The sequence below is a fragment of the Mesorhizobium sp. L-2-11 genome (genome assembly GCF_016756595.1).
Classification (GTDB): domain Bacteria; phylum Pseudomonadota; class Alphaproteobacteria; order Rhizobiales; family Rhizobiaceae; genus Mesorhizobium.
Map to the genome: position 1 here is coordinate 2,474,635 of NZ_AP023257.1, position 12,446 is coordinate 2,487,080.

General features: G+C 60.7%; 9 protein-coding genes. 5 read left to right on the plus strand and 4 right to left on the minus strand.

All coding sequences use genetic code 11. The features are described from left to right. Positions 1-27 precede the first annotated feature (27 nt). Both JG739_RS11900 and JG739_RS11905 read right to left on the minus strand, forming a co-directional pair. Positions 28-1,134 carry a glycosyltransferase gene (locus tag JG739_RS11900; RefSeq protein ID WP_202366618.1) on the minus strand — a complete coding sequence of 369 codons (1,107 nt, stop codon included), beginning with the start codon at positions 1,132-1,134 and terminating at the stop codon, positions 28-30. 7 nt (positions 1,135-1,141) lie between these two features. Beyond that, positions 1,142-2,581, minus strand: coding sequence for a GumC family protein (locus JG739_RS11905; protein ID WP_244749828.1), 1,440 nt, complete (start codon positions 2,579-2,581; stop codon positions 1,142-1,144). Between the two features lie 291 nt (positions 2,582-2,872). Here JG739_RS11905 and JG739_RS11910 point away from each other — a divergent pair, with 291 nt between their 5' ends. Beyond that, on the plus strand, positions 2,873-4,180 hold the full coding sequence (locus tag JG739_RS11910; protein ID WP_202366620.1) for a VpsF family polysaccharide biosynthesis protein: 1,308 nt from the start codon (positions 2,873-2,875) through the stop codon (positions 4,178-4,180). A gap of 17 nt (positions 4,181-4,197) precedes the next feature. Here the strand turns inward: JG739_RS11910 and JG739_RS11915 are convergent, their stop codons facing one another. Continuing rightward, entirely contained in the window at positions 4,198-5,577 is a 1,380-nt protein-coding gene (locus JG739_RS11915) for a glucosamine inositolphosphorylceramide transferase family protein (RefSeq protein WP_202366621.1), read from the minus strand. 264 nt (positions 5,578-5,841) lie between these two features. Between JG739_RS11915 and wecB the strand changes: the two genes are divergently transcribed. The 4 genes from wecB to JG739_RS11935 all read left to right on the plus strand — a co-directional run bounded on the left by wecB (position 5,842) and on the right by JG739_RS11935 (position 10,752). Further along, positions 5,842-6,996: a non-hydrolyzing UDP-N-acetylglucosamine 2-epimerase gene (gene wecB, locus JG739_RS11920; protein ID WP_202366622.1), complete on the plus strand. Its 1,155-nt coding sequence runs from the start codon at positions 5,842-5,844 to the stop codon at positions 6,994-6,996. Continuing rightward, positions 6,989-8,320: a UDP-N-acetyl-D-mannosamine dehydrogenase gene (gene wecC, locus JG739_RS11925; RefSeq protein WP_202366623.1), complete on the plus strand. Its 1,332-nt coding sequence runs from the start codon at positions 6,989-6,991 to the stop codon at positions 8,318-8,320. The genes wecB and wecC overlap by 8 nt, the downstream gene beginning before the upstream one ends. Further along, positions 8,317-9,120 carry a WecB/TagA/CpsF family glycosyltransferase gene (locus JG739_RS11930; RefSeq protein WP_202366624.1) on the plus strand — a complete coding sequence of 268 codons (804 nt, stop codon included), beginning with the start codon at positions 8,317-8,319 and terminating at the stop codon, positions 9,118-9,120. The genes wecC and JG739_RS11930 overlap by 4 nt, the downstream gene beginning before the upstream one ends. 471 nt (positions 9,121-9,591) lie before the next feature. Then, positions 9,592-10,752 carry an acyltransferase family protein gene (locus JG739_RS11935; RefSeq protein ID WP_202366625.1) on the plus strand — a complete coding sequence of 387 codons (1,161 nt, stop codon included), beginning with the start codon at positions 9,592-9,594 and terminating at the stop codon, positions 10,750-10,752. A 152-nt stretch (positions 10,753-10,904) separates the two neighbouring features. Here JG739_RS11935 and JG739_RS11940 read toward each other — a convergent pair whose 3' ends face one another. Beyond that, entirely contained in the window at positions 10,905-12,353 is a 1,449-nt protein-coding gene (locus tag JG739_RS11940) for a lipopolysaccharide biosynthesis protein (protein ID WP_202366626.1), read from the minus strand. Positions 12,354-12,446: the final 93 nt, after the last annotated feature.

Below are 12,446 nucleotides of genomic sequence, written 5' to 3' on the forward strand. Positions count from 1 at the left end.
CCGGGGCAGGCTTTTGGGCGACATGCATCAGAGCAGTGCTTCGTACAGATCGCCGATCTTTTCAACTTTGAAATCCGCCGCCCGGCTTTTCAGGATGGCGGCAGAAGTGGGGTGGTCCAGCATGTCAGCCATCGCCTTTGCCATAGCCGCGGCATCGCCGACCGGCACCAGGGCGCCGAAACGACCATCACCTAAAATCTCGCGCGGGCCATGTGGCGCATCTGTGGAGACTACCGGGACGCCCGCAGCCATGGCCTCGACCAACACATTGCCAAAGCCTTCGCTCGTCGAGGAAAGCACGAACATATCGGCTGCGGCATAACAGGCCGCCGGGTCGTTGACATAGCCAGCAAACAGCACATCCGCGCCGGAACCGGTTTCCTCGGCATAGGCGCGCAGCTCGGCAGCCAGCGGACCTTCGCCGAAGATGACAAGCCTGGCGCGGCGGCCGGCGCGCAGGATAGCGAAAGCCCGCAGCAAGGTCCGATGGTCCTTGACCGGCACCAGGCGCCCGGCGGTGGCGATGACCGGGCCATCGCCCATCGTCGCCAACTGTGCCTGCCATGCATGGGGATCCTGCTGGAGCGCGGCAACCGGCGGCAGCGGATTGTTGATTGTGACAATCTTGGGTTGTGGAAAGCCGCGGGCCGCAATGTCGCGGCCGACACCCGCTGAGACGGCGATGGCTTTGGTTGCGCGCGCTGCAACCAGCGCGGAAAGCCAGACCGCTATTCTCGCGCCGAGACTGCTGGAAGGCAGTGAGGCGGCTGCGTGGAAGCTTGGAAAGAACCGCGCTCGGCTTCGCCCTAGGAGAAGCGCCAGCGCCACGACCAGATTGGCAAATTCCGGGGCACTATAGACCGCATGCGGAGCAAGGCGGCTGAACAAACGTGCGCTTCGCACGATGCCTTTCAGCGTCTCCCACTTGCCGTAACCTTCGCCCCGGATGGGAAGGTCGAAATCGACCAGATGCACGGCAGGCGAGCGCAGCGCGGCGTTGGGTCCTTCCGCGTTCCAGGTAAAAAGTGTGACATCGTGCCCCCGCGATGCCAATTCGTTTGCCATGAGGACGAAGACACGCTCGGCGCCGCCGCCCCTGAGACTGGCGATGTGAAAGACAATGCGCTTCGCCATGCCGGATTCAGGCTCGGCTGACGCCGATGCCTGATCGGTTCGGCGGCTTGCGCATGTCGCGAACAATGCCCATGGCTATGGCCAGCAGCATGCCCAGAGCAAAGCCGGCGAAAGCTCCCAGGCCTGCCGTCAGAGGGGTGCGGGGCGGCCACGAGCGCCCCGGTGGCGGCACGGCGGTGGAAATCACCTGCACATTTGTGGTGTCGATCTGCTCGCGCTCGGTGATTTGGCGGGCGCGAGACAGGAAGCTTTCATAGACCGCCCTTCTCGAAGCGGCGTCGCGTTCAAGCTCACGCAGGGCGACCTGGGACTCGCTGTCGCTGAAAACGCTGTTCTTCAGATCGTTCATCCTGGCGGTGAGAGAGGCCAGCGAAGCGTTGGCCTTGTCCAGGTTGGCTTTTGCCGTGCCGACCGTGCGGGAGAACTCTGCCCTGAGTTGAGAACTGACGGTTTCGAATTCTGTCCTAAGCCGGACGATCGTCGGGTGGCGCGGACCAAAGGTCATGGACTGCGAATCGATCTGCTGCCGCAGGCCATTCGCCTTGTCGCGCAATACTGAAAGTGCTGCCGAAACCGCGGGGTCAGGATTGGCCCCATTGACGCCGGAAGCAACCAGGGCGTCGTAACTTGCCTGCGCAGCGATGACGCGCGATTGCACCTCGCCAATTTCGCTATTGAGCTGCGTCATCGTCTGCGAACTGACAAGCTGGCCATTGCTGGCCGACAAATTGTGGCTGCGCCTGTAGCTCTCGACCTTTTCTTCGGCTGCCTGCACGTCGCGCTTGAGTTGGCCGAGCCGGCCCTCAAGAGCAGCTGCGGCACGGCCGGCACCAGCAGCTTCGGCCTTGGCCAGTTCTTCCTGGAAAGCCTTCACGATGGCTTGCGAGATCAGGATCGCCTTGCCGGTGGTTTCTGCCGATACCGCGAGGGTTGTGACGAACGAGGTTTCATCTGCAGCGACGCTGACCCGCTGCGCCAGGTTTTTTTGGGCGACAAGCTTCGGATCGGACTTGCCGCCACTCGCTGCAGCACCAGAGGTGGAAGCGGTCTGGTCCGGATCGAAAAACTCCGGATCGTTGGCCAGACCGAGTTCGTCCACCACACGTGCAAGCACGTTGCCGGAGGTCAAGATGCGCTGCTTGCTGCGCGCGTTCAGTATCTGGCTGTCGACCTGGCCCGGTTGCGAGTAGACATCGTTTTCCACGACCTGCAAATTGGCAGGATTGATGAGGATTTCCGTCGTAACGGTATAACGCTGTTTGCTCAGCAACCCGTAGGCGGCGCCGATGACGCCGCCGGCCACTGCCAGCATCAATGCCCAGACGAGCCCGGCACGCAGCCAGACAAACAGGCGTCGAAAATCGAGCTCGAGGAAATCGCCGATCTTGTCGAGCGTCACCGTCGGGACAGGCTCGGGCGTGGGCGGAGTGACAGGGGGGCGTGCCATGGCTGGAGCATCCTGTTGCAGCCTTGCCCTGCTGGCGCGCCGCGCATTGGCGATTCGCTCGAATGCGCTGATATTGGAATCCGCTACAGGGGGAGGGGTTGTGCCGGAAGCGGCGGACATGGCGCTAACTCTGGTTGTTCGCTACGCGGACCAGCACTACAGAAAGATCGTTAACATGTCATTTTCCAAGTTGGCATATTTTGCCGAGTCATGCACCGCGTCCGTTCAGCGGTCCGTTGAATGGATCTCGTTGGCCAGAATGGCATTTGAATACCCCCACTTGGATCGGCCATGAGCTATCCAGCTGCCGCATCGGAACGATCCAGCCAGGCGCGCCGTCAGAACGCGCTGTCGCTGCTGTTTTTCCTGTGCGCTGCGTTGGCGTTCCTGCTCCGCTTCACGGTCTCGCCGCAGATCATGAACATGGTCGTCGACTATACCGCCGACGGCGGTTCATTCTACGAGAAACTGCATGTCGGCACCTATGCTATCTTTCTGCTGCTCCCTATCGTTCTTTTCAGCCGACCGTTTCTGCTGCAGGGCGACGAAATCGGAATCTTCAAGGCTTTGCTGCTCTATTCTGCGGTGATTTTCGCGCTGGTGCCGTATCTGTTCATCACCGGCCGTGCCGGCTCCTCCGGGTTTATCATCGATACCTATCTGGTGGCGGGCGCCGCAGGCCTGTTGATGCTGGCCCTGAACGCGCAAGTGCGGCGTGCCTTGGGCGACCTCGTGCTTGGGATGGTGATCCTCAGCGCGGTGATGGGCACGATCGAAGCAGTGACTCAACATCGATTTCTGCCCTACGGTCTCAACGAACTGCAGTTCAGGCCGATCGGGCTATCGGCGCACCCGCTGGCCCTGGGCGCGCTCTGCGCCACAGCCATCGGGTTCGTACCGCTGACGAACTGGCGCATATGGGTGCGGGTGCTGGCGATCTTCGTATTGCTCGTCGGCTGTGCTGCATCAGGCGCGCGCGCCGCCCTGTTGCTCGCTGCCGCAGAAACCCTCATTCTGCTGATGTTCGTGCCTTGGCCGCGCCTGTCCCTCAAGCATCAGCGCCAGGCCAAGTCTGTCGTGCTGCTGTTCGCCGTGGCGGGCGGCGCAGTGCTGGTGGCCATACTGTTTTCGGGCGGGCTGCTGAACCGATTCGGCAACACGATCTTTGACGAGAATTTCATGGCGCGGGTGACGATCTACCAGGTGTTCGGACTTGTCAGCTGGAAAGACATCCTGTTCGGCATGAACGTCGACGACCTTCTGGCGATCGTCAACGAGAAGTTGCATCTGCCCTACATCGAGAGCGCGCCGGTGGTCATCATCATGCTCTTCGGCATGCCGATCGCCGCGCTCTTTATCGTGCTGGTATTCTGGTTCATTTTCCGGTTGCTGCGCGGGGCGCCGCTGCCGGCATGGATCGGCACCATGACTTTCCTGCTTGCTGCGCTGTCGAACAACGCGCTCTCGTCAAAATCGCCTGAGATCACCATTATCGTGGTGCTGCTGCTTGCCTATAGGAACGCACCGTTTCGAAGCCGGCCGAAGAGCATTCTGTCGGCCACTTCTGCATCCGAGCCGACACTGGATCGGCCTGGTTAGCGCAGGCTCCAGACGCGTCAGCCGGCGCTATCCACAACCTCGAGATTGCCTGCGCGGTTGAGCGTGTGAATGCCCGCGCGGGCCCATGCCGGTCCCGGCCCGATCGGGCGGGGCGGCGCAAAACGGACGTCGAAATCGTCAAGCCGTTCCAGGCGCATCAACCCGAGACCGCCGCCATAGGCTCTCGAGCCGTTTTGCACCGGCAGCACCAGGGCGTCATCGTGGCGGATAAAGGCGCCGCCGGGGCGAGCAGCGGAGTGATCGACGGCGATGGGATTGAGCTTGTGCGCGACCCACGGCCCGCGCAGCGAGGGTGCGGAATAGACCGCCATCGTATCCGACGCGCTGCCATAACCGAACCGCTCCGTCCCCAATAGCCAGAAGCGGCCGGCCGATTCGAGCAGCGTGGCGTCATTGAAATCCTTGTCCGTCAACAGCACGGTATCGCGTACCCAGCGATCTGGAAACTGCGCAGCGCGGTAGAGCACAAGCTCGCGCGCCGCCGCACTTTCAGGAATCATGAAAATCTCGCCGGCGTGAGCGAACACCTGCGGATACGACAAATGGTGGGTTTCCTCCAGCACCACCCTCGGCACGCCGAAGCTGCCGTCGTCGCCCAATTCGGCGACAGAAATCACGCCGCGACCGGAAGCGTAGGGAAATTCCTCGACAAACAGATAGTGGCGGCCATCCCGCTCGAGGACGAATGGATCGGCATAGAATCGCTGGCCATCGTCCGACAGGACGGTGAACGGCTTACCGTCAAGCTGTCCGGTTTCGGCGACACCTGGCCCGTCGATCAGCCGATAGGCAACCTGCCAATAGAAGGGACGCCGTCCAAGCCTGAGCTTTTGCACGGCGCGATCGACCAATCCGCTGCAGAAAAAGGGCAGATAGTGCCGGACAAAACTGCCGTTCCTCAGCATCGGAGCCGGGCTATCGGCTATTGGCGCAAGTTCGCCCGCGGCAAACCGGGCGACGCTTTGCGCAACCAGCGAGATGGCCCCAGCGAGCAGGGCGTTGCAGCTGCGAGACAGCCAGAGCCGGTCGCCGAGCATCGGTCGGCCGCGGGCGACTGTGACGCCGTCGAGGCGAACGGCAAGTTCGGGCAACCGCCCGCTCGCCAGCATCTCGGCCACACCGGCGGGGAAGGTGCTGCGGCCGCAAAATTCGAGCGTCAGAACCGGCGCGCCACGTCGCGCGAAAGTACCGGTGAGATCGATGATGAGGTCGGCCGGACCAGAACCGCCAGACGGCAACGGTGCGGAGCGGCTTGCCAATGAGGGGCCGAAGCGCCGGCTCTCGATCGCCAGCACACTATCCAGTCCGCGTGCGATCGGCGCAGGCGTCGGCGCGCGGGAACTCGACACCACGTGACCGGCTGCGCTCAACCGCACCAGAAGCTCATTTTCCCAGCGCCGGGATCCGGTCGTGTGGCCGATAGTTAAAATATTAGTCAATCGAATATATTCTTTTTCAAGACTACTCTGCCAGGATATCTATCGGTCTAGTCTTTCATAAGAGTTACCTCAGGAGATCGTGGGCTTGGCTGTTAATCATATATTAAGATTTAAGGTCACGGAGGCGGCTTCTGCCGCTATGATAGCTCTTGTAGCGAATAATCAGCAGGTCGCGACGCCTTCTGGCGACCAGGATCAATAATGAACGTCCTTTCACATCCAAAACTGCCGTCCAGGCAAAAATTGCTGATCGCGTTCGGCACGAGGCCGGAGGCGCTCAAATGCTTTCCGGTGGTGCGTGCCGCGCTTGCCCATCCGGGTTTTGTTACCGAGACATGCATCACCGGCCAGCATCGCGAGATGGTCGACCAGGTCATCGAACTGACCGGCCTGCCGGTGCATCACGACCTCGACGTCATGCTGCCCGGCCAGACATTGTTCGACGTGACCTCGCGCGTGCTGGTGGGCATGGCCGAAGTGCTGGAGAAGGCGAAGCCCGATATCGTCCTCGTGCAAGGCGACACGACCACGGCGATGACTGCGGCTCTGGCTGCCTTCTACAAGCGCATCCCGGTCGCCCATATCGAGGCAGGATTGCGCAGCCACGATATCAACTCTCCGTTTCCAGAGGAATTGAACCGCAAGATTGCCGGCGATATCGCGACCTGGCATTTCGCGCCGACCATCCAGGCGCGCGACAATCTCATCGCCGAAGGAAAGGCTGAAAACACCATCTTCGTCACCGGCAATACGGTGATCGACACGCTGCTGCATTTTTCCGGCGCGATCGACGCCGACAGGCTGATGAGCGCAAAACTCGCCGCCCGTTTTCCGTTCCTCGATCCGGCCAAGAAAATGATCCTCGTCACCGGACATCGCCGTGAGAATTTCGACGGCGGCATCCATCGTATCTGCACGGCGCTGAAGGGACTGGCAATGCGCGAGGACGTGCAGATCGTCTATCCGGTCCATCCCAACCCCAATGTGCGCTCGGTGGTCAACGCAGAACTGGGCGGCGTGCCCAACATCCACCTGGTCGACCCGCAGGACTATCTGCCGTTCCTGTTCCTGCAGAAGCAGAGCTATCTGGTGCTGACCGATAGCGGCGGCGTGCAGGAAGAAGCGCCTTCGCTCGGCAAGCCGGTGCTGGTGATGCGTGAGAATACCGAGCGGCCCGAGGGGATCGCGGCCGGCACTGCCCGTCTCGTCGGCACCGATATCCAAAAGATCCTGTTGAATGCCAACAGCCTGCTCGACGACCAGGCGGCCTATCGCGGCATGGCGGAACGACACAACCCATATGGCGATGGCCGGGCCAGTAACCGGATCGTTGAGGAACTGCTGCATCATGGCTGAGATCAAGACCGTTTCCGTTATCGGCATGGGCTATATCGGCCTGCCGACCTGTGCCATCTTCGCCAGTCGTGGGCTCGACGTCATTGGCGTCGACGTCAACGAAGCGGTGGTCGAGAAGGTCAATCGCGGCGAGATCCACATCGTCGAGCCGGACCTCGATGGTCTGATCCAGAAGGTTGTAGCCAACGGCAAGCTCAGGGCTTTCAGCACGCCGCAACCGGCGGACGCCTTTGTCATCGCCGTGCCGACCCCGATGACCGGGGACCACAAGCCTGACGTGAGCTATGTGCTCGCGGCGGCACGAAGCATCGCCTCGGTGCTGAAGCGGGGAGACCTTGTGGTGCTGGAATCGACATCGCCGGTCGGCACGACGCGCATCATGACGGGACTGCTTGCCGAGTTGCGGCCTGATCTCAAATTTCCTCTCGCGCATGGCGAACAGGCCGATGTCCTGGTCGCCTATTCGCCCGAGCGGGTATTGCCGGGAAAGGTCCTTACCGAGCTGATCAACAACGATCGCTCGATCGGCGGACTATCGCGCAAGTCGTCGGAACGCACCGCTGCACTCTATTCAACCTTTGTTGCCGGCGACCTGTTCACGACCCAGGCCGAAAGCGCGGAACTGGTGAAGCTGACCGAAAACGCGTTCCGCGACGTCAACATCGCCTTTGCCAACGAGCTTGCGGCGGTGTGCCAGGATCTGTCGCTCAATGTCTGGGAGGTGATCGATCTCGCCAACCGGCATCCACGCGTGAACATCCTGCAGCCGAGCCCAGGGGTTGGTGGCCACTGCATTGCGGTCGATCCGTATTTTATCATCGACGCTGCGCCCAACAGCACGCGGCTGATGGCTTCGGCACGCCGGATCAATTCCGAGCGTCCGTTGTCGGTGGTCAGGGATATACAAGCCTTGCTCGACCCATCCCGCAAGCAGACGATCGCCTGCCTTGGCCTCAGCTTCAAACCCAATATCGACGATATGCGCGAAAGCCCGGCTGTCGAGGTGGTGAAGCTTTTGTCGGATATTCCCAACCTGAAGATCATTGCGGCTGAACCCAACGCACGCAGGCTGCCGCTTGAGCTCGAGGGCAAGGGCATCGTCTTCACCGATGCGCTTTCCGCCATCGACCAGTGCGATATCGTCGTCCTGCTGGTCGACCATCGGCAGTTCAATCTGGTCGATCCCGAAGCGCTCAAGGACAAGAAGCTCATCGACACCAGGGGTTTGTGGACCTGGCGCAAGGCGCGCAAGCCCGACGCCCGCATCGAAGGCAAGAAATCAGCGCTCGAGGCGCTTGCTGCAAGTGCAGAGGAGGCCGCATGAACGCGCACGACCCAGCCTGGGCGCAGCATCGCCTGTTGGCATCGCGGCGCCGGGAATTCCTCGGCGCGCCGATCCATGCGTTGACCATGGCCGAGACACTGGCCATCGCCGATGAGGCGATGACCCTGCGGCGGCCGCTGCATCATGTGGTGGTGAATGTCGCCAAGCTTGTGAACATGCGCAACAATAGCGAGCTGCGGGAGGATGTCGCGACGGCGGATGTGATCAACGTCGACGGCATCGGCGTGCTTTGGGGGGCGCGTTTTTGCGGCGTTGCGCTGCCGGAGCGCGTGGCGGGTGTCGACATCATGTTCAATCTGCTGAGCCTCTGCGCGAAGCGTGGCTTCAGGCCCTTCCTCCTGGGCGCCGAACAATCCGTGCTAGATGCCGTTAAAATGCGACTTGCCAGGGATCATCCGGGTCTCATCGTCGCCGGCATGCGCAATGGCTATTTCAAGCCAGAAGACGAGGCCGGCATCGTCGAGGCGATCAACGCCTCGGGGGCCAACTGCCTGTTGGTGGCGATGCCGACGCCGCGCAAGGAGCGCTTTATCAAGCGCTATCGTGATGAACTCACCCCGAGTTTCGTGATGGGCGTGGGCGGCAGTTTCGACGTCTATGGCGGCAAGGTCGCCCGGGCGCCAAAACTGGTTCAAGCGGCCGGTCTGGAATGGTTGTTTCGCGTGGCACAGGAGCCGCGGCGCTTGTGGCGCCGCTACTATGACACCAACACCGCCTACGCGGCGCTGCTGTGCCGGGAGTTATGGGGCCGTCGGGGGCGCCGAAAGGTCGATCTATAAGGAGCGATTGCCCCAGCAAACACGGCGCCCGCCCTGGCGCTACAGCATCGGTCCGAAGTCGGAACCGCTTTCCAGGACTACGGCACGGCAAATTCAAAATGCCATCATGGTTCTATGCGAGCCGTAGCCGCGCCCTCAGAAATTACGGTGACAGTGCACTTTTGCCGTGAAATTACGGTGACAGTGCACTTTTGCCGTGTTTTGCCATGTTTGCTCGGCTGTCGCTGTTTGTAAATTGACCGCATGACTCGACTTACATTGTCGCTGGCCTTGGCATTCGACCGGCGCTTCGAGGCGTCACAGACAGCGTTACCGATCATGGGGCCCCGATCGGCGTCTCTACCCGCCCAAAGGGTGCCATCGAACAAGCCTCGATGATTTCAAATTAATCAGTTGAAAATAGTTCTGGCGCAGAGATGAACAGTTGTTTTTGTGAAGCATCTTACGAGATACGGAACGTTGGCCTGAATTATGAGATCCTCAACCGGAGAACACTATCCCGCGCTTGACCATATTCGCGGCCTTGCCGCTTTCATGGTCTTTACTTGGCATTTTCTTCACGAGTCGCCTGAAGGGCCAGTGCCTTATGGAATCGTGCCAGCTTTGCCCATATTCAGCCTTCTGGATGAGGGACACACCGGCGTCTCACTGTTCATGGCGCTCTCCGGTTATCTGTTCGCCAAGCTTCTTGACGGAAAGCAGATCAGATATCTGCCCTTCTTTGCCAACCGGGCCCTAAGACTGCTTCCGCTCCTGCTGGCCGTAATATGCATCGAGGCCTGCCGTAGATACATGGCCGGTCAGTCTGTGGCCGAGTATTTTACCCGTGTCGGCAAGGGATTTATTTTTCCGACGCTTCCGAACGGCGGCTGGTCCATAACCATTGAAGCTCACTTTTATCTGTTGCTGCCATTTCTGCTCATGGCGTCTAGGCGGTTCTTGTTCGCCCCCTTGCTATTTATTGCGGCAGCCATTGTGCTGAGGTCCGTGCTGTATTTGCAAATAGGCGAGGTACAGTCGGCAGCGTCCTTGACCATCATAGGCCATGGCGACCAATTTCTGGCCGGCATCCTTGCCTTTCATGTTCGTGCCTATGCGAAGGACCGGCATTGGCTGGCGCTGTTCGTTATTGTGGCATTTTCGGGGTTCTTCTGGTGGTTCGATGCCGCCGGCGGATTCTACCAGTTGGAGCGCTATCCATCGCCACATTGGATATGGATCATCCTGCCGACCTTGGAGGCGGCAGCCTACTCATTTGCAATCGCATACTACGACACGAGCTTCTCGAAGAAGCGAACGGGCCCCCTGTTCAAGGTAATGGAGAAGGCCGGTTCTTACAGCTATTCAATCTATCTGCTGCACCTGTTTTTCGTCATGCAGTTGGCCGAATTCATAAACACGCACATCATGAGCATCAGCAATTTCTACGTTGCTTGCTTATGGTCCGGCCTGTGCTTCTTGGCGATGATCCCGATCGGCTATCTCAGCTACACCTGCATCGAAGCCCCATTCCTGCGCCTGCGCGTACGATATGTGGGTCATAAGTCGACAACAGCTGATCCAAGCGCGGTCAGCGTTCGGGCGGCGGCTGCCGTTCCCAAGTGGCCCCTTCCATCAAGGTTTGTGCCGTGAAGAGAGGCAGGCACCCGTGCTCGTTCCGAAATTTCGGTGCGAAATTTCGGTGACAGTGCACTATTTTCTTCCCCGCCAACCAATAGGGCGCTGGCGCCGAGAAGCAATTGGACGCTGGAACTGCTTTTCAGGACCACGGATTCAAAATGCCATCACCGGGTCTCTGCGAGCCGAAGCCGCGCCCTCAGCTTGGCTACAAATTGCATCGCGGCGGCAGGGTAGACCAGCCAGGTCAGCCCGAAGAAAACCACCGTGCCGGCGGCGCCGCCCGCGACGAGCGAGAAGATGACCGGCATATCGCCGAATAGAGCGCTGGCAAGGCCGGCGGCCAGCCCCGTGCTGAGCGAGATGACGACCGACATGCCGATGTCGCGCCATGGCACCGGCACCGGGGTGAGCCGTTCGCTGATGATAATGCAGGCTAAAAGGCCGACCAGCGATCCGCCCGCCAGCGCCAAAGCAGCGCCGACCTCCGCCATCGGCGGGATCAACAGCACGGACAGCGCGATTGTCGCCACCGAGCCGAAGGAATTGGCGATGATCAGCAGCCACGGCCGCTTGTGCGCGTGCACCACGGTGCCATAGACGAAGCTGGCGAGATTGGCACACAGCACGCTGAAGGCGATGATCGGAAAGAGCAGGCCGAAACGGCCGTGATATTCAGAGGGCAGCAGGAGCTGCGTGATATCGCTGCTGAGCGCGACCAGCATCGCTGCAACCGGCAGGCAAAGACGCATCATCAAGGCCATCAATTGCGACAGCAACCGGCCCGATGCAGCAGGCCCGTCGTCGTCGAACCGACTGACCACCTCGGGAAAGGCGCCCATGTTGATGGAATTGGCGACCATATCGATTGGCTGGCGGGCCAGCGCATAGGCTGCGGCGAAGATCGCCACTGCGCCGGCATCGTAATAGATCTTGAGGAACACACGCTCGGCGCTATGCAGGCCGAAGCCTACCAGCGCCATGATGACCAGGGGCACGCCGAGGACGAAGAACTCCTTTTGGGTGAAGCGTGGCGGACCGGCAACGATGCGTCGGGATGCCATGATGCCCGCCACGATACCGGCGATTAAAACACCGAGGCTCGAGCCGAGCGATACCGTCAGAAAGGAATCTTGATACAGGACGATGGCGCCGATCGGCAACGCCAGCTGCAGCGCGGCGCGCAGGAACTCGAGCATCGAATAGATGGAATGACGCTGCTGCATCTGCAGCACCGTCAGCGCGTAGCGGCCGATCGAACCGGCGATCAGGTAGCTGCAGACGGCGATCGCGAACTCTACCCAGCGCTCCGGCACGATCACTGCAGAGGCGACCACGGATATGATCAGCGCCAGCGCCGTGCTGGCAAGCAGCACCCGCCCGGCCAGCATCAGGCTGCCGCGGCTGACGTCGCCTTTGCCGCCAAGCCTGAGCAAAGCGATGCGCAGCCAGTTGGTGACCGCAATGTCGGTCATTTCGCCGACGGTCACCACCAGGGTCAGCAGGCCATACTCGGTCTGATCGATCAGCCGCGTCACGATGACCAGCAGGAGCAGCGCGGAAATCCGCGTCAGCAGGATCGCCGGGGCATAGATGAGCGTGGAGCGCAGCAGCAAAGGGTTGTCCCCGGAAAAATTCCGCCTCGACTAACCGTCAACCGGCGGAAAATCCAGCGCGACAGCGGCGAAGGGTGAACAGATTCAGTTTGA

Bases quoted from the DNA above. Each gene is read 5' to 3' on its own strand.
- JG739_RS11900 (WP_202366618.1), bottom strand. From the start codon at position 1,134: ATGGCGAAGCGCATTGTCTTTCACATCGCCAGTCTCAGGGGCGGCGGC.
- JG739_RS11905 (WP_244749828.1), bottom strand. From the start codon at position 2,581: ATGGCACGCCCCCCTGTCACTCCGCCCACGCCCGAGCCTGTCCCGACG.
- JG739_RS11910 (WP_202366620.1), top strand. From the start codon at position 2,873: ATGAGCTATCCAGCTGCCGCATCGGAACGATCCAGCCAGGCGCGCCGT.
- wecB (WP_202366622.1), top strand. From the start codon at position 5,842: ATGAACGTCCTTTCACATCCAAAACTGCCGTCCAGGCAAAAATTGCTG.
- wecC (WP_202366623.1), top strand. From the start codon at position 6,989: ATGGCTGAGATCAAGACCGTTTCCGTTATCGGCATGGGCTATATCGGC.
- JG739_RS11930 (WP_202366624.1), top strand. From the start codon at position 8,317: ATGAACGCGCACGACCCAGCCTGGGCGCAGCATCGCCTGTTGGCATCG.
- JG739_RS11935 (WP_202366625.1), top strand. From the start codon at position 9,592: ATGAGATCCTCAACCGGAGAACACTATCCCGCGCTTGACCATATTCGC.